Source organism: Couchioplanes azureus, assembly GCF_014648355.1.
Taxonomy (GTDB): Bacteria; Actinomycetota; Actinomycetes; order Mycobacteriales; family Micromonosporaceae; genus Actinoplanes; species Actinoplanes azureus.
On record NZ_BMQY01000004.1, the window covers coordinates 523,054 to 539,469 of the forward strand.

The following is a 16,416-nucleotide window of genomic DNA, read 5'->3' on the forward strand; positions in this document are numbered from 1 at the left end:
AGGCACCGCTTCCCTCCTGCCTTGAGGACCTTCGATGCTCCTGCTCCGCGACTTATGGGGCGTTTCCCCCCGTCGCACCGCCTTCGTCGCCGTCCTCATCGTGCTCGGGGCCGGCGGTCAGGCCGCCGCCCTGGGCCTGGCCGGTCCCGTCCTGGTCGACCGCTCGGTACCGCTGTTCACCGTGCTCGCCGCCGCGCTCGTCGTGTCCGTGCTCGGCGACGTCCTGGTCGGCCTGGTCGCCGCCCGGCTGACCGCCGACTGGGCCGCCGCCGTGCGCCGCGGGCTGTGCCGTGTGGCCTTCGGCCAGGACGTGCCCACGCTGGAGAACACCCCGGTCGGCGAGCTGCTGGACCGCATCGACAGCGACGTCTACCAGGTCGGCGCCGAGCTGCGCGGCAGCGGCGTCCGGCTGGCCCAGTCGCTGGCCGTGGCCGGCCTGTCGATCGTCACCGCGTTCTTCGCCTGGTGGCCGGCCGCGATCGCCATGGTTCTCGTGTCGATCCTGCTCGCGGCCGTCATGACCAAGCCGATCCAGCGCATCTCCCCGGCCCGCATCCGCGAGGAGGAGGCCTGGTCCGACCTCGCGGCCGTGATGGAGGAGGCCATCCACGGCCAGGACGACGTGCGCACCAGCCTCGCCGCGCCGTACGTGCGCCGCCTCTACGCCCAGCGCGCCCGCGAGGTGCTGGAGCGCGGGCGGCGGGTGTGGCGGATGTCGGCGCGGGTCACGATGGGTGCCGGGGCGATTACCCGTACGCTCATCGCGGTACTGGTCGTCGGCGGCGCCTGGGCGCTGGCCACCGGGCACATCGACGGCGCCCGGCTGACCGCGGTGTGGCTGCTGGCGCTCGGCTTCGGCGGCACGCTGGAGCACGTCACCCGGATGGTCCCGGAGCTGCAGAACGCGCTCGGTGCCTGGAGCCGGGTGCGGTTGCTGCGCGAGGTCCCGCAGGAGCCGACCGGCGGCCTCCCGCCCACCGGAGGCGACCTCGTGGTCCGCGAGCTGACCTTCCGGTACGGCGAGTCCGACTCCGGCCGCCCGCCCGCGCTGCGCGACATCAGCCTGGCGTTCCGGCGGGGACGCTCGTACGCGCTGATCGGGCGCACCGGATCCGGCAAGTCCACCCTGGCCAAGGTGCTGACCCGCGCGGTCGACGTCCCGCGCGGCACGGTCTTCCTCGGCGGTCACGACATCAACGACCTGGACGTCGAGGGGCTGCGCCGGTGGACGGCGATCGTCCCGCAGCGCACCGAGATCCTGGCCGGCACCCTGGCCGAGAACATCGCCCTGTTCGACGAGGAGCTGCTGCCGCAGGTGGCGGACGCCCTCGCCGAGCTGGGCCTGAGCGGGTGGGTGGACAGCCTGCCCGACGGCGTCGGCACCAAGCTCGGCGAGGGCGGCTACGTCCTGTCCGCCGGGCAGGAGCAGCTCGTCGCGTTCGCCCGCATCCTGGTCCGCGACCCGCAGGTGGTGATCCTCGACGAGGCCACCGCCCGGATGGACCCGGTCACCGAGGCCTGGGTGCAGCGCGCCACCGACCGGCTGCTGAAGGGCCGCATCGGCGTCATCGTGGCGCACCGGCTGTCCTCGGTCCGCCGCTGCGACGAGGTCGTGGTGCTGGCCGACGGCGAGGTGCTCGAGGCCGGCCCGCTCGCCGAGTCCCGCCGCTTCGCGGAGCTGCTGGCCACCTCCACGGTGGCCGCCCCGGCCCGCACCGGCGGCGGCGTCGCGCTCCTGGAACGCGAGCCCGAGCCGGCCGGCACGGAGCTGGGCAACACCCTGCCCCTGGCCGACCCGCCGCCGCTGCCCGAGCCGCCGCCGACCCGGACCATGCGCGAGATCTTCCGGCTGACCACCAACGACGCCCGGTACGGCCTGGCCGCCGTGGCGCTGTTCCTGGTCCTGATCCTGCTCGGCCTCGACGGCGCCATCCTGCCGCTGCTCTGGTCGCAGGTGGTCGACGGCGTGGGCGACCCGGTGTGGCCGGCGACCGTGATCGCGGCCGCCCTGATCGTGGCCATCCCGACGCTGTACTACACCGGCGCCTGGTTCCCCGAGTGGTGGGTCCGGCAGATGCTGCGGATCAGCATGCGGCTGGTGCACGGGCAGATCGGCCCCCGCCGGATCAGCAAGCACACCCCGGCCGAGGTGGTGGCGCAGGGCGGCGACACCGAGCGGGTCGTCATGCTCGCCGACAACCTCATCGACACCGCCGTCAGCCTCGTCATGATCGTGGCGATGACCCTGGCGTCCGGGTCGTGGGTGCCCGCGCTGTTCTTCGCCGGGACGATGGTCGTCTCCGGGCTGGCGGCGACGCTGTTCGGGCCGCGGCTGGAGCGGGCGGCCCGGCGTACGGTCGCCGCCCGCGCCGCCTTCGCCACCGCCCTGGTGTCCTCGCTGTCGGCGGCGCGCACGGTGAAGCTGGCCGGCGCCACCGTGCCGGTGCTCGAGCACCTCGCGGCGCTCGACACCGCCCGCAGCGAGCGGCAGCGCCGGGAGATCGCCATCCAGGTGTGGGCCCGGTCCACCCCGTCGCTGCTCAGCGGCCTGCTGCCGATCGCCGCCTGGGCGATGTACCTGACCGGCAGCCTGTCGGCGGCGGCCACGCTGATCGCGGTGGCGGTGCTCGGGGCGGCCCGCTGGTTCGCGTGGACCACGGCCTCGCTCGTGTCGCACTTCCCGTCGGCTCGGGTGTGGACCCGGCGGACGGTGGCCATGGCGGGCGCGGCGGCGTACTCGTCGTCGGTGCCCGGGGTGGACATCGCCGCCGGCACGGCGGAGGCCCCGCCGGTGGCACCGCGCAACCCGCTGCGCCGGCTGGAGCTCGCCGGCTTCAGCGCGGTCCACGAGGACGGCACGGTCGGCGCTCAGGACATCGACCTGACGGTGGACCGTGGCGAGCTCGTGCTGGTGGTCGGCCCGGTGGGCTCCGGCAAGTCGTCGCTGCTGCGGGCCCTGGCCGGCATCGTGCACCACACCGGCACGCTGGCCTGGAACGGCCGTCCGGTGCACGAGCCGGAGACGTTCCTGCGCCCCAACCAGGTCGGCTACGTCGCCCAGCTGCCCCGCGTGCTGTCCGGCACGGTCGCGGACAACATCGCCCTCGGCCACCAGGTCGACGCCGCGGACGCGGTGACGACCGCCCAGCTCGAACACGACCTGGCGGCGGCCGGCGGCGGCCTGCAACTGCTGATCGGTCACAAGGGCACCCGCCTGTCGGGCGGCCAGCTGCAACGCCTGGCACTCGCCCGGGCCCTGGCGCCGCGCACGGAGCTGCTCATCGCGGACGACGTGTCCTCGGCGCTGGACGTGACCACCGAGCTGGAGCTGTGGCGGGCGCTGCGCGAGCACGGGATCACGGTCGTGGGATCGACGTCGAAGCGGGCGGCACTGTCCCGGGCGGACCGCGTCATGGTCCTCGTCGGCGGCCGCGCGGTGGCGCAGGGCACGTGGCGGGAGCTCGAGGACCGCTACGGCGACCTGGCCGGCTGACATGGGCCGGGCGGGCCCCGCCATCGGGACCCGCCCGGCCCCGCCGTCAGCGGACGTGCTGCCCCAAGCCGTCGGTCACCACGCGCCTGCCAGCTCTCGGTGAGCGTGTCTGTGGGTTCGCTGAGCGTCACCCGTGTGGGTAGCGTGCCCGGCGGTCCGTCCCCCGGGCGCCTCTTGCCCGTTGAGCCTGCGGCAGCACAACAGGCGAGGAACGGGTGGACCGATGATGACGAGGTGGCTGGCCGCGGCGGCACTTCTGCTGGCGATGGGCGGATGCGGCGACGACGCCGAGGCGGAGCCGGCGACCGTGCCGGCCCCGGCGACCAGCAGCAGCGGCACGGCGTCGAGCAGGGCCATGGTGACCGAGAGCACGACGGCCGGACCCACGGCCGCGGCGACCGTCGCGCCCCGCGCCCCACGCACGGCCGCGCAGGCCCGGGCGGCCGCCGGCACGGGCGCCTTCGTCGCGGCCGTACGCGACAAGCTGCCGCAGATCGCCCTCGACCACCGCGACGAGGAGATCGCCGCCATCGCCGAACAGGCCTGCACCTCGCTGGCCGCGGGCGACGACGCCGGCGCCATCGTGGCGTCCACCCGGAGCCTGGCCGGCGCCGCCGCGGCGAACCGGGCCACCGCCCGCCGGCTGGTCAAGCTGGCGATCGACACGGTCTGCCCGGACCAGGACCGCCGGGTCGACGAGTTCTAGCCCGGATCCGCCGAAAGTCATAGCGACCGCACAGCAGGTCAGGACCGAGGTCCGATGCCACGCACAGGTGGCTCGCGGATCCTGGGACTCCCGGCGAGATCCCCAGGAGGTACGCATGTCGGCACGAGGAATGCTCAGCGTGGTCGGAACGGCGGTCGGCGGCCTGATCGGCTGGACCGGCGACCCGGCCCCCGCCGCCGACCCGGCCGCGATCCGCGACCTGTTCGCCCAGCTCGGCCTGACCGTCGGCGGGGACGACGACGCCCTGGCCACCGCCGTCCGCCGCTTCCAGGCCCGCGTCGGCCTCGACACCGACGGCGTGGCCGGTCCCCGCACGGTGCACCTGCTGGCCCGCTACGCCAAGGAAGCCCGCGAGCTCCGCCGCTTCGAGCACGCCGCCTGACCGTGGCTCAGGAAGCCGCCGGTGATCCGGGACGGGCCGTCACCGCGGGCCGGCGTCCGGGGCTTCGCGCCGGGTTCGGGCCGCGCGCAGGCGCAGGAAGCCGGCGCCCGCCGCCACGCCCAGCACGACGATGAGAGCCGCGACGACGATCTGGTGGCCGAGCTGCACCTTGTCCTCGCTCTCGGCGGCGGCCGGGCGCAGCCAGGACTCGCGGGCCGGCGGGGCCGCCGCGGACTTGCCGGCCTGGGCGTCCACCGGGGTGGCCACCGCGCCGGGTTCCGCCGAGCGGGTGACCTTCGGGGCGGCCTTCTTCGCCGGCTTGGCCGCCGGGGCCGCCGGGGCCGCCGGGGCCGCCTCGGCCGGTGCCGTGGCGCCCTGGATGACCAGGTCGGAGCAGGAGTAGTAGGTGTCCGGAGTGCTGGAGGTCTCCCACACGGTGTAGAGCACGTGCCGGCCCGTACGGTCCTTGGGCAGGCGCACGCTCATCCGGTACGCGCCGTCGCGCAGCGGCGGGTCCGTGACCTGCGCGAGGGGTGAGCCCAGGTCGTCCCAGCGGAGCCGCTTCGCGGGGTCGTATTCCCGGCCGGTCAGGTAGAGCCGGAAGGTGCCCTGGTGCGGGATGGTGCCGGCGTACGCGACCTCGAGCGTGGCGCCCGCGGTGACCTTCGTGGCGGGCCAGTCGTCGCGGGGCAGGTCGAGGCCGCGGAAGTCGGGCAGGCCGCCGCTGCACAGGCGGCCGTCCGGGATGAGCTGGCGGTCCCGCCCGCCGACGCCGGGCACGCGCAGGTTGTCGAAGCGGCCGAAGGGCAGGCCGTTGGCGTCGAGCGCCGCCCGGCAGACCGGGGAGCCCGCGCGGTCGCCGCCGGACGCGCAGGCCGCCGTGCGGCTGACCGGCGTGGTCGGCGTGCCGTGCGCGAGGGCCGGCGCGGCCGGGAGCAGGGACGCGGCCGCGGCGATCCCGCCGGCGACGGCGAGGGCCGCGGTGCGGCGGACGGACCTCATGCGACCTCCCGGAGGTACCCGCGTGGGCGGAGCGGCCCACGAGGGACAGTACGCAGGCCGGACACGGATCGTTCACCACGACGGGTGGCGCTGCGGATAAGTCGCCGCCGCTGTGGTTGCATGGCCGTGCAGGCAATTCGACACAGGAGGACACATGGAGAAGCCCGACGTCGGCCCCATCACCGGTGAGCCGCCCGCCGAGCTGGTCACGGAGGACCTCATCGTCGGCGACGGCGACGAGGCCAAGCCCGGCCACCAGGTCAGCGTCCACTACGTGGGCGTCGCGTTCTCCTCGGGCAAGGAGTTCGACGCCTCCTACAACCGTGGTACGCCGTTCGAGTTCGGGCTCGGGGGAGGCCAGGTCATCGGCGGATGGGACCAGGGCGTGGTCGGCATGAAGGTCGGCGGCCGCCGCAAGCTGACCATTCCCCCGCACCTGGGGTACGGCGCGCGCGGCGCCGGCGGCGTGATCAAGCCGAACGAGACCCTCATCTTTGTGGTGGATCTGCTCGGCGTGCGCTGAGCCACGGCCGGCAGGCCGTGCGGGCCGGGACGGGTGCCGCCTGTCCCGGCCCGCTGCCGTCTTCGTCCCCGGCGGCGCGGGGCGACAGCTGCGACGGCTCGAAGGGTTCGCCGATGGGAGTCATCGGGCCACCTGGAGGTCGGCGCATCCGCTCTCGTCGGGCAGCAGCGGCCGGAAGGTCACGGTCCACCGGTTGCCGCCGGAGACCCACGGGGCGCCGGCCTTCGCGTTCTTCGCCGAGGCGAGGATCGCGTCGCGCTGCGCACCCGTCGCGGTCACACAACTGATCTTCTGGACCGTGGTGAGCGGCTCGCCGGGCAGCGCCGGACCGGGCCACTGAACCTCCTTCGGCCGCGCGGGCAGGTCGTTGCCGGGCTCCACGTACGGGCGGACGACCGCGGCGAGGACCTCGGGCTCGTACGGCCGCGCCTCCGCACCGGAGGCGAGCTTGTCGGCCCGGTCGAGGAACGCGCGCAGCTTCGCCCGGGCCTGCTTCTGGGCGGGGGTGAGCTGGGGGTCGTCCGCCTGCGCCTCGTGCAGCGCGGTGGCGCCGACCGTACGCTCGCCGGCGCCGGTCACGACGGTGACCTCGGTGGTGCTCGCGTCGGCGACGCCGGGCTGCCCGAAGTCGGCGCCCTCGCGCACCCCGGCGGCCTCGGCCTCGCCGGTCAGCTGCCGCACCTGTTCCGGGGAGACCATGCGTACCAGGACGTTGGGCAACGCCGGGCCGGGGTAGTCGGCCGTCACCGGACCGTCGAAGATCACCCGGCCGTCGGCGTACACGCTGAGGCCGGGCAGGCGTCCGGCGATCGTGTCGGGGCCGGCGAAGCCGCCGGTCTGCGTCACCCGCAGGACGAGGCCGCCGTCGTCGCCGGCCGGTGGCGCGGACGACGGCGAGCCGGCGCCGGGGCCGGTACCGGGCTCGGCGCAGGCGCTGAGCAGAACCGTCAGGGCGGCAGCAGCGGCCGTGGGCAAACCGCGAAGTGTCGTCATAACCGTTCGGACGTACCCCCGCTGCCTCCGGTTCCACCTCCGCGCGGAAATGCGCGAGACGCCGTGGCCGGCCCCGCACCGCGGGACCGGCCACTATCAGGGGGCGGGGTGCAGGCTATTTGACCGAGCCGAGGGACAGCCCCTGCACGAGCTTGTCCTGGGCGGTGAAGCCGGCCACGAGCACCGGCAGCGAGACCACGAACGCCGCCGCGCACAACTGGGCGAGGAAGAGCCCCTGGCTGGTGACGAAGCCGGTCAGGAACACCGGGGCGGTCTCGGCGACGGTGGCGGTGAGGACCCGGGCGAAGAGCAGCTCGTTCCAGCTGAAGATGAAGCAGATCAGCGCGGTGGCCGCGATGCCCGGCATGACCACGGGCGCGATGACCGAGCGCAGGGTCCTGGCCAGCCCGGCACCGTCCATCGCGGCGGCCTCCAGCATCTCGACCGGGACCTCGGACAGGAACGAGCGCATCATCCAGACGGCGATGGGCAGGTTCATCGCGGTGTAGAAGACGATGAGCAGCCAGATGTTGTCGAGCAGGCCGGTGCTCTGCGCGAACAGGTACAGCGGCAGCAGGCCGGCGACCACGGGGAGCATCTTGGTGGAGAGGAAGAAGAACAGGACGTCGGTCCATTTCCTCACCGGCTTGATGCTCAGGGCGTACGCCGCGGGGAAGGACAGCAGCAGCACCAGGGCGGTCGACACGATGCTGGCGGTCAGCGAGTTGAGCAGCGGCGGCCAGGGGCTCGCGCCGCCGGAGAAGAACTCCCGGTAGCCCTCCGGGGTCAGCGGGGCGAGCACCGACGGCGGGTTGGTGGCGGCGTCCGCCTCGCTGTGGAAGGAGGTCAGCACCATCCAGACCACCGGCAGCACGAACAGGATGCCGACCACCCAGGCCAGCAGGGTGAGCCAGACGCCGGCGCGTTCGCGGCGCTTGCCGACCGGCGCGCCGCGCTCGTCGCGGGTGGCCGGGACCGGCGCGGTGTCGGTGATGCTCATCGGCCCGGCTCCTGTCTGAACAGCGACGACACGGTGCGCAACGCGAACGTCGCGATCAGGATCGTGCCGAGCACCACGACGACCGCCGCGGCGGAGGCCCGGCCGTAGTCGTGCGCCTGGTAGAAGATCTGGTAGATGGTGTACGGCAGGTTCGCCGTACCGAGGCCGCCGGACGTGATCGTGAAGACCGCGTCGAAGTTCTGCACGATGTAGATGGAGCCGAGCAGGGCGCCCAGCTCCAGGTACTGGCGCAGGTGCGGCAGGGTCATGCTGCGGAAGATCTGCCAGGTGCCGGCCCCGTCGATGCGGGCCGCCTCGACCACGTCCAGCGGGCGCCCCTGCAGGCCGGCCAGCAGGATCAGCATCATGAACGGCGTCCACTGCCACACCAGGGCGAAGATCACCGACCACAGCGGCATGGCGGTGATCCAGTCCGGCTGCGGTGGGTCGTCCGAGCCGAAGAGGCCCCAGATCCGGGTGAGGGCGCCGTTGAGCAGGCCGTACTCGGGGTTGTAGAGCGCGTGCTTCCACAGCAGGGCGGCGGCGACCGGCACCACCAGGAAGGGGGCGATCATCATCGTGCGCACCGCGCCGCGGCCGCGGAACCTGCGGTCCAGCAGCAGGGCGATGCCCAGGCCGAGCAGCAGGCTGATCAGCACGACGCCGGCGGTGAGCAGGATGGTGGTCCAGACCGCGTCGCGCATGTTGACGTCGGTGAAGACCCGCCTGAAGTTGTCGACGCCGGCGAAGCCCACCTCGTCCGGGTAGTACGCGTTCCAGTCCATGAAGGAGATGACCAGGGTGGCCACGAACGGCAGCTGGGTCACCACGATCATGAACACCAGGGCGGGCAGCAGGGGCGCCCGGCGGCCCCAGCCGGCGGCGCGGCGGGCGACGCCGGGCGCGCGCGGGGGCGTGCCGGGACGGGCGGCGGCCTGTTCGGCGACGGACGTCATGACGGCACCTCAGCCTTCCTCGCGCGACCGGTAACGTTCGGCGACGTCCTCGGCGAGGCGCTGGCCGCGCTCCAGCGCCTCGTCGACGCTCATCCGGCCCGCGATGGCGGAGCTGACGTACTGCGAGACCTGGGTGCCGAGGTCGGTGAACTCGGGGATGTCGACGAACTGGATGCCGATCGCCGGGCGCGGCTGTACGCCGGGGTTGCGCGGATCGGCGCTGGAGATGGCCTGCTCGGTGGGCTGGGCGAAGGCGGCGGCCTCCTTCAGGTAGTCCGGGTCGGCGTAGGTGGAGGCGCGCTTGCCGGCGGGCACCCGGGACCAGCCGAGCCGGGCGCCGACGAGCTGCTCGTACTGCCGGCTGGAGGCCCAGGAGATGAACTTCCAGGCGTTGGCCTTGGAGTCGCTGGCCTGCTGGATGCTCCAGGACCAGGCGTAGAGCCAGCCGGAGCTGGCGGTCTTCAGCACCGGGGCGGCGACGTAGCCCATCCTGCCCTTGACCGGGGAGTCGGCGGCCTCGAGCGAGCCGGCGGCGCTGGTGGCGTCGTACCACATGGCGGCGTTGCCCTGGACGAGGTTGTTGAGGCACTCGGTGAACCCGGCCTGCGGTGCGCCGGTCTCGCCGTGCGCGCGGACCAGGTCCACGTAGAACCGGGTCGCCGCGCGGAACTCCGGGGCGTCGACGCGGGCGTTCCAGCCGGCGTCGAACCACGTACCCCCGAAGGTGTTGACCACCGTCGTGAGCGGGGCGAAGATCTGGCCCCAGCCGGGCTGGCCGCGCAGGCAGATGCCGGCCATGCCGGGGCGGGCGCCGTCCAGCCGGGCGGCGATGTCGGCGATCTGCGGCCACGTCGGCTTCGCGGGCATCGTGATGCCCTGCGCGTCCAGGACGTCCTTGCGGTACATCAGGAACGACGACTCGCCGTAGAAGGGCTGGCCGTAGAGCTTGCCGTCGTCGGCGGTCAGCGACTGCGTCATCGGCGGCAGGATGTCGGCCTGGTCGAACGCGGGGTCGGCGGCCACGTACCCGTCGAGCGGCGCGATCCACTTCGACCTGGCGTAGATCGGGATCTCGAAGTTGCTCAGCGAGGCGACGTCGTACTGCCCGGCCTGGCTGGAGAACTCCTGGCTGATCTTGTCACGGACGTCGTTCTCCGGCAGCACCGTGAAGTTGACCGCGATGCCGGTCCGCCGGGTGAAGTTCTCCTCGGTCAGCCGCTGCAGATCGATCATCTGCGGGTTGTTGACCATCAGGACGTCGATGCTGTTCGCGCCCCCGGATCCGGCGTTGCCGCCGCCCCAGCCCGCGCATCCGGCCAGCGCCACGGCGAGCAGGGCGGCGACGGTCCCGGACAGGGCCGCGCGCACGCGTGCACGAGACATGGTGCCTCCCCGGCGAGGCGGACATCGACACCGGCGACGGTGACGCCGGCGTCACTCCGGACCCAGTAGATGCCTGAGATCGACAGGATGTCAACAGCTCGTCACGCACCGCTGCATAAACGGACGTCGAAGTTTGCCGGGGCGTCCTCAGGCGACCACGCGGACCGCCCGGCCGCCGACGGCGACGACGTCGCCGGGGCGCAACTGCCGGCCACGCCGGGTGTCGACCTCGCCGTTGACCGTCACGTCACCCTCGGCGATCAGCACCTTGGCCTCGCCACCCGTGTCGATGAGATCGGCCAGCTTGAGAAACTGTCCGAGTCTGATCATGTCGTCGCCGATCGCTACCTCTCGCATGCGACCATCATGCGGCACGGCCGGCGAAGAAATTTTCCGCGGTGTTGAACCATTCGCCTCGCTGAACCGAACTACCGGACGTGAGTCGACTGGAGAAGCACCGCCGGGCGGCGGTTCTGGCCGCCGCCGTCGCCGCCGGCGTGCTCGGCCTCGCGGCGCCCGCCGCCGCGGGCGTGACGGTCAGCCCGCCCAGCGCACCGCAGGGCAGCGGGCAGAACGTCGCGTTCACGGTCACGAACGCCGCGCGGAGCCCGATCACCAAGATCAGACTGGTGCTTCCCCGGGAGATGCCGGTCGCCGAGTTCTACGCACTGTCGGCGCCGGACTGGGCGCCGCAGCTCGAGTACCGGAAGCTGGACACGCCGCTGACCAGCATCCACGGCGGCTCGCCGGTCACCGAGGCGACGTCCGCGATCACGTGGACCGCCATGCCCGGCAAGGCCCTCGCGCCCGGCAAGTCCGCCGACCTGTCGGTCGCCATGGGCCCGCTGCCGACGAGCGGCGACAGGATGAGCTTCACCCTGCAGCCGACGTACGCCGACCCGGCCAAGGGCGCCCCGATCCCGCCGGTCACGCTGGCGCTGACCCCGGCCACGGCGGGCGCCACCGCGGGCCACCCGGCGCACGGCACCACCCCCGGCGAGGCGACGAGCGCCGACGACGCGGCCATGTTCGCGGCGCTGGCGGAGGCGGCCGACGACGGCCCCGGCTTCTGGACGGTCGCGGGCTGGGTCGTCGCGGGCCTGCTGGCGGCCGCCGGCGCGGTCGTGGTGCTGCGGACCCGTCGCCGGGCCGCCGCGGACGCCGCCGCGGCGCCGGCCCCGGCCGGCGAGGCGAAGGAACTGGTCGCCGCCGGGCCACGGGTGACGGCGTGGAGCTACCGGGACGGCCCGGAGGAATAGAGGATGTCCCGCGCAGGTGGGCGCGGGCTGGTCGTGAAGACGCGCGTGGGGCGCTGACCACGACATGCGGGTGGGGTCCAGGGCAAGACCCACGACCTGCGTCCGGCGGGGTGGAGAGGTTCGGCTCTCCACCCCGCCAACATGCTCAGACCGATACGGTACGCGGAGTCTTGAGCGCCTCGATGATCTCGCGCTCGGCTCGTTCGGCGTCCTCGTGGGCGACCTGGCAGGTGCCCGCCGCGAGGTGGCCGCCGCCGCCGTACCTGAGCATCACCGAGCCGATGTCGACCGGCGAGGAGCGGTCGAGGATCGACTTGCCGCAGGCGAACACGGTGTTCTGCTTCTTGAAGCCCCAGATGATGTGCATGGAGACCCGGGCCTCGGGGAACAGCGCGTACACCATGAAGCGGTTCCCCGCGAAGATGGTGTCCTCCTCGCGCAGGTCCACGACGACGACGTCGCCCTCCATGCGGCTGACCCGCTTCAGCTGCTCGACGAACAACTCCGAGGAGTCGCGGTACATGTCGACCCGCTCGGCCACGTCCGGCATCTTGAGGATCTCCTCGATGCCCATCTGGATGCACGCGTCGATGAGCGTCCGCATGAGGTCGAAGTTGGCGACCCGGAACTCCCGGAAGCGGCCCAGGCCGGTGCGGCTGTCCATGATGAAGTTGAGCAGGGTCCAGCCGGTGGGGTTCAGGATGTCGTCGATCGTGTAGTCGGCCGAGTCGGCCTGGTCGACGGCCCGCATGAGGTCGTCGGGGACCTCCGGGAAGCGCTCGGCGCCCCCGTAGTACTCGAAGATGACCCGGGCCGCCGACGGCGCCTCGGCGTTGATGATGTGGTTCGGCCGGTTCCCCGTGTTACGCAGCGTCTCCGAGTGGTGATGGTCGAACACCAGGTGAGCCTTGGGGTGGTAGGGAAGATTGGTGAGGATGTCACGATCCGTGATGTCCGCCGTCCCGTCCTGGACGTCCTTGGGGTGCACGAACTTGATGTCGTCGATGTCGATGACGTTCATGAATTTGAGCAGCACGGCGCAGACCAGACCGTCCATGTCGCTGCGGGTCACGAGGCGGTACTTCACGGGGATCTCCCTCAAGCGGATCGGCGGCTTAGGTCCCAGTTTGCCACCTTTGCGGGTGCCGACCCGGGCGCATCGGCGGACAGCTTTGATCCGACGGATGCTCGCGCTGCGTAAAGTTCAGGCGGAAGCCCACGCACGCGGTCGGAGGATGACCAGACGATGGACAACGTTCCCCAGCTCGTACAGGACCGCAACGCACCGCCCGCCACACTGGTGATCTTCGGTGCGTCCGGCGACCTGACCCGCCGCAAGCTGCTGCCGGCGGTGGAGAGCCTGGCCCGGCACCACCGGCTGCCGGCGGAGTTCGCGCTCGTGGGCGTCGCCCGCACCCCGATGGAGGACCACCAGTTCGCGCAGAGCGCGCTGGGCGGCCGCAGCCTGGCGGACAAGCCGCAACTTCAGGGCGGAATCAGGTACGTATCGGGCGGCTACGACGACGCGGAGACGTACAAGCGGCTCGCGGAGACCCTCGACGAGCTGGACGCCACCCGGGGCACCGCGGGCAACCGCATCTTCTACCTCTCCACCCCCGCCGAGGCGTTCGAGCCGGTGATCAGGGGGCTGGCCGGCGCCGGGCTGAACCATGCGGGTGACGGCAGCTTCTCGCGCCTGGTCATCGAGAAGCCGTACGGCAACAACCTGCGCACCGCCCGCGAGCTGGACGCCATCGTGCACGCCGCGTTCGACGAGCCGCAGGTCTTCCGCATCGACCACTACCTGGGCAAGGACACCGTCCAGAACGTGCTGGCGCTGCGCTTCGCCAACGCCATCTTCCAGCCCATCTGGAACCGCTCGTGGGTCGACCACGTGCAGATCACGGTCGCCGAGACGCTGGGCGTCGGCACCCGGGGCGGCTTCTACGAGCACGCCGGCGCCATGCGCGACATCGTGCAGAACCACGTGCTGCAGGTCCTGGCGCTGGCGCTCATGGAGCCGCCGGCCTCGTTCAACGCCGAGGACCTGCGCAACGAGAAGGTCAAGCTGCTGCAGGCCATCCGGCTGCCCACCGACCGTGACATCGCCGACCTGGCGGTCCGCGGCCAGTACACCCGCGGCGGCACCCGCGACGACCTGATGGCCGGCTACCGCGACGAGGCCGGCGTCGACCCGCTGTCGCGCACCGAGACGTACGCGGCCATGCGGCTCAACGTCGACAACTGGCGGTGGGCCGGGGTGCCGTTCTACGTGCGTACCGGCAAGCGGCTGCCGGCCCGGCTCACCGAGGTGGCGCTGCAGTTCCAGCGCCCGCCGCACCTGCCGATCCCGGCCAACCAGCTCACCGACCTGGAGACCGACGCGCTGATCCTGCGGATCCAGCCCAACGAGGGCATCTCGCTGCGCTTCGGCGCCAAGGTCCCCGGCCACTCCTTCCGGGTGCGCACCGCCAGCATGGACTTCTCGTACGAGCAGACCTTCGCCGAGGAGTCCCCGGAGGCCTACGAGCGGCTCCTGCTGGACGCCCTGCTCGGCGACCCGACGCTGTTCATCCGCACCGACGAGGTCGAGCAGTGCTGGCGCATCGTCGACCCCATCATCGAGCACTGGGAGAACGATTCGTCGCCGATCCCCACCTACGAGGCGGCCTCCTGGGGCCCCACGGACGCCGACCGCCTCATCGGCCGCGGCGGCCGCAAGTGGCGTAACGCCCGCTAGGCGACATCTCGCGCGGCCCGGGCCCGGAGGACCTCCAGGGCCCGGTCCGCGTGGGCGTTCATGTCCAGCTCGGAGTGGATGACGTCGAGCACCGTACGGTCGGTGTCGATGACGAAGGTCATGCGCTTGATGCTCAGCGGGCCCAGCGGCAGCCGGCGCTTGACGCCGTAGGCGGCGGCGACCGCACTGTCGGCGTCGGAGAGCAGCGGGTAGTCGAAGCCGTGCAGGTCGGCGAACTGCTTCTGCCGGGCCACCGCGTCGCGGCTGATGCCGACGCGCTGCACGCCCGCCGCCGCGAACTCCGCGGCCAGGTCCCGGAAGGTGCACGCCTCGACCGTGCAGCCGCTGGTCATCGCCGCCGGATAGAAGAAGAGGACCACCGGCCCGGCGGTCAGCAGCTCGCCGAGCCGCCGCGTGGTGCCGTCCTGGTCGGGCAGCGCGAAGTCGGGCGCGAAGTCACCCTTGTCGATTGTCACGGGGTCAACGGTACGCGACTGAATTCGCCCATGCGGTAGCACTCGCCTAGGGTGGAGGTCACCACCGCCGTCGCCCGTCGACCCACGGCTGACCCGTGCCCGCCACCGACGAAAGTGACACCTCATGCAGGTCTCGGTCGCGCACCACCCACCGAACACGGCCGTCCTCACGCTCCGCGGCTCGCTCGACATCGACACCGCGCCCGCCCTGAAGGCCAACCTGAGCCGCCTCGTGGAACGGCCCAGCCCGCACGTCGTGGTCGACCTCTCGGGCCTCGACTTCTGCGACTCCATGGGCGTCGGCGTGTTGGTCACGGCGCACGGCCGGGCGATGGAACGCGGCGGCTGGGTCCGGCTGGCCGCGCCGTCGGGCTTCCTGCGCCGGCTGCTCGACACCCTCGGCCTCACCGACTACCTGTCCCTGCACACGGACGTCGCGACCGCCCTCAAGGACTGACCCGCCCCACCGAGCGGTCGGCGAGCCGGGTCGCCGCGACCCGTCAGCCGGCGCCCACCGCGGCGACCGCCTCGATCTCGATCAGCAGGTCGGCGCGGAACAGGCCGGCCACCTGCACCAACGTGCTGGTCGGCGGCCGCTCGGTGCGGACGAACTCGTCCCGGACCGCCCGGACGGTGTCCAGCGCCGAGGTGTCGACGACGAAGAAGGTCAGCTTGAAGACGTCGTCCCAGGTGGCTCCCGCGGCGGCGAGGGCTGTCCCGACGTTGCGCATGGCCAGGCGGGTCTGCGCCGCCCAGTCTCCGGCGGGCGCCGGGGTACCGTCGGCGGCGACCGGCACCTGGCCGGAGGTCCACACCAGCCGGCTTCCGGGCGCGACGGCCGCGACGTGGCTGTACCCGTGGGCCGGCGGCAGCGTCGCGGGGCTGGCGAACTCGATGGAGGTCATCGGCGCACTCTACGGCGAGCGCGGCCCCGGGTCGCGAACGGACGCTGCCCGAGGCCGGCCCGGCCGGTCAGTCGCGGATGGTCAGTCGGCGACCGGGGTGAACGTGTCGCAGGAGGTGCCCCGCTCGGCCTTCTTCACGCTGGTGCCCTTGCAGAGGCGCACCTGCGGCTGGAAACCGCCGAACAGCAGGTTGGCGCCGGTGGTGAAGTTGGTCTTGCCCTTGCCGCAGAGCTGGCCGAACGTGCGCCACTCGATGCCGTCCGCCGGGCCGTTGTAGGCGACCTGCACGACGCCGCACTGGTTGGCGGAGTTCACGGCCAGGGTGCCGCTGACGCGGATCGGCGGAACGGGCCGCTCCGGGATGCTCATCATGCGGTCGTACGTGCCGTACGCGCTGACGCTTCCGGTGGCGAGCTCGAACGTGTTGTCGGCGGCGGCCGCAGGGCCGGCGAAGGCGCCGGCCGCGATGCCGGCCATCGCGACGATGACGCAAGCGCGTGCGAGAGACTTCATGTCGATCCTTCGGGTAGCTCCGCCGATCGGGCGGAGTGTGGATGGTGCTCGTCACCGCCGGAGC

At 72.7% G+C, this 16,416-nt stretch carries 17 protein-coding genes; 7 read left to right on the top strand and 10 right to left on the bottom strand.

What is annotated here, in order from left to right; translation table 11 throughout:
• Positions 1-34 precede the first annotated feature (34 nt).
• From IEY99_RS17520 to IEY99_RS17530, 3 genes are all read left to right on the top strand, one after another.
• The gene (locus tag IEY99_RS17520) at positions 35-3,493 is read left to right on the top strand and encodes an ATP-binding cassette domain-containing protein (RefSeq protein ID WP_189204437.1); all 3,459 of its coding nucleotides are present in this window, start codon (positions 35-37) and stop codon (positions 3,491-3,493) included.
• 223 nt (positions 3,494-3,716) lie between these two features.
• Complete coding sequence (locus IEY99_RS17525; protein WP_189204439.1) at positions 3,717-4,199, top strand: DUF732 domain-containing protein; 483 nt, start codon at positions 3,717-3,719, stop codon at positions 4,197-4,199.
• Between the two features lie 115 nt (positions 4,200-4,314).
• Positions 4,315-4,602: a peptidoglycan-binding protein gene (locus tag IEY99_RS17530; protein WP_189204441.1), complete on the top strand. Its 288-nt coding sequence runs from the start codon at positions 4,315-4,317 to the stop codon at positions 4,600-4,602.
• Positions 4,603-4,641: 39 nt separating this feature from the next.
• Here the strand turns inward: IEY99_RS17530 and IEY99_RS17535 are convergent, their stop codons facing one another.
• Positions 4,642-5,604, bottom strand: coding sequence for a lytic polysaccharide monooxygenase (locus tag IEY99_RS17535; RefSeq protein ID WP_189204443.1), 963 nt, complete (start codon positions 5,602-5,604; stop codon positions 4,642-4,644).
• Between the two features lie 154 nt (positions 5,605-5,758).
• On the opposite strand from IEY99_RS17535, the gene IEY99_RS17540 reads away from it, so the two are divergent.
• Positions 5,759-6,127 carry an FKBP-type peptidyl-prolyl cis-trans isomerase gene (locus tag IEY99_RS17540; RefSeq protein WP_189204445.1) on the top strand — a complete coding sequence of 123 codons (369 nt, stop codon included), beginning with the start codon at positions 5,759-5,761 and terminating at the stop codon, positions 6,125-6,127.
• A 120-nt stretch (positions 6,128-6,247) separates the two neighbouring features.
• On the opposite strand, the gene IEY99_RS17545 is transcribed toward IEY99_RS17540, so the two are convergent.
• The 5 genes from IEY99_RS17545 to IEY99_RS17565 all read right to left on the bottom strand — a co-directional run bounded on the left by IEY99_RS17545 (position 6,248) and on the right by IEY99_RS17565 (position 10,816).
• Entirely contained in the window at positions 6,248-7,102 is an 855-nt protein-coding gene (locus tag IEY99_RS17545) for a hypothetical protein (RefSeq protein WP_189204447.1), read from the bottom strand.
• 133 nt (positions 7,103-7,235) lie between these two features.
• Positions 7,236-8,120 carry a carbohydrate ABC transporter permease gene (locus IEY99_RS17550; protein WP_189204449.1) on the bottom strand — a complete coding sequence of 295 codons (885 nt, stop codon included), beginning with the start codon at positions 8,118-8,120 and terminating at the stop codon, positions 7,236-7,238.
• The gene (locus tag IEY99_RS17555) at positions 8,117-9,076 is read right to left on the bottom strand and encodes a carbohydrate ABC transporter permease (RefSeq protein ID WP_189204451.1); all 960 of its coding nucleotides are present in this window, start codon (positions 9,074-9,076) and stop codon (positions 8,117-8,119) included. The genes IEY99_RS17550 and IEY99_RS17555 overlap by 4 nt, the downstream gene beginning before the upstream one ends.
• 9 nt (positions 9,077-9,085) lie before the next feature.
• Complete coding sequence (locus IEY99_RS17560) at positions 9,086-10,459, bottom strand: ABC transporter substrate-binding protein (protein ID WP_189204453.1); 1,374 nt, start codon at positions 10,457-10,459, stop codon at positions 9,086-9,088.
• Between the two features lie 147 nt (positions 10,460-10,606).
• Positions 10,607-10,816: an RNA-binding S4 domain-containing protein gene (locus tag IEY99_RS17565; RefSeq protein ID WP_189204455.1), complete on the bottom strand. Its 210-nt coding sequence runs from the start codon at positions 10,814-10,816 to the stop codon at positions 10,607-10,609.
• An 80-nt stretch (positions 10,817-10,896) separates the two neighbouring features.
• On the opposite strand from IEY99_RS17565, the gene IEY99_RS17570 reads away from it, so the two are divergent.
• Positions 10,897-11,718 (top strand): DUF1775 domain-containing protein, encoded by an 822-nt coding sequence (locus IEY99_RS17570; protein ID WP_189204456.1) that lies wholly within the window; start codon positions 10,897-10,899, stop codon positions 11,716-11,718.
• 145 nt (positions 11,719-11,863) lie between these two features.
• Here the strand turns inward: IEY99_RS17570 and IEY99_RS17575 are convergent, their stop codons facing one another.
• The gene (locus IEY99_RS17575) at positions 11,864-12,805 is read right to left on the bottom strand and encodes a DHH family phosphoesterase (RefSeq protein ID WP_189204457.1); all 942 of its coding nucleotides are present in this window, start codon (positions 12,803-12,805) and stop codon (positions 11,864-11,866) included.
• Positions 12,806-12,964: 159 nt separating this feature from the next.
• Here IEY99_RS17575 and zwf point away from each other — a divergent pair, with 159 nt between their 5' ends.
• Entirely contained in the window at positions 12,965-14,458 is a 1,494-nt protein-coding gene (zwf, locus tag IEY99_RS17580; protein WP_189204458.1) for a glucose-6-phosphate dehydrogenase, read from the top strand.
• On the opposite strand, the gene IEY99_RS17585 is transcribed toward zwf, so the two are convergent.
• Positions 14,455-14,934, bottom strand: coding sequence for a peroxiredoxin (locus IEY99_RS17585; RefSeq protein ID WP_308427056.1), 480 nt, complete (start codon positions 14,932-14,934; stop codon positions 14,455-14,457). The two genes, zwf and IEY99_RS17585, sit on opposite strands and share 4 nt — an antisense overlap.
• 124 nt (positions 14,935-15,058) lie before the next feature.
• Here IEY99_RS17585 and IEY99_RS17590 point away from each other — a divergent pair, with 124 nt between their 5' ends.
• A complete protein-coding gene (locus IEY99_RS17590; protein ID WP_189204460.1) occupies positions 15,059-15,391 on the top strand; it encodes an STAS domain-containing protein in 333 nt (110 codons plus the stop codon).
• Between the two features lie 43 nt (positions 15,392-15,434).
• Here the strand turns inward: IEY99_RS17590 and IEY99_RS17595 are convergent, their stop codons facing one another.
• Both IEY99_RS17595 and IEY99_RS17600 read right to left on the bottom strand, forming a co-directional pair.
• Entirely contained in the window at positions 15,435-15,839 is a 405-nt protein-coding gene (locus IEY99_RS17595) for a RidA family protein (RefSeq protein ID WP_189204461.1), read from the bottom strand.
• A gap of 81 nt (positions 15,840-15,920) precedes the next feature.
• Positions 15,921-16,352 (bottom strand): hypothetical protein, encoded by a 432-nt coding sequence (locus IEY99_RS17600; RefSeq protein WP_189204463.1) that lies wholly within the window; start codon positions 16,350-16,352, stop codon positions 15,921-15,923.
• Positions 16,353-16,416 lie beyond the last annotated feature (64 nt).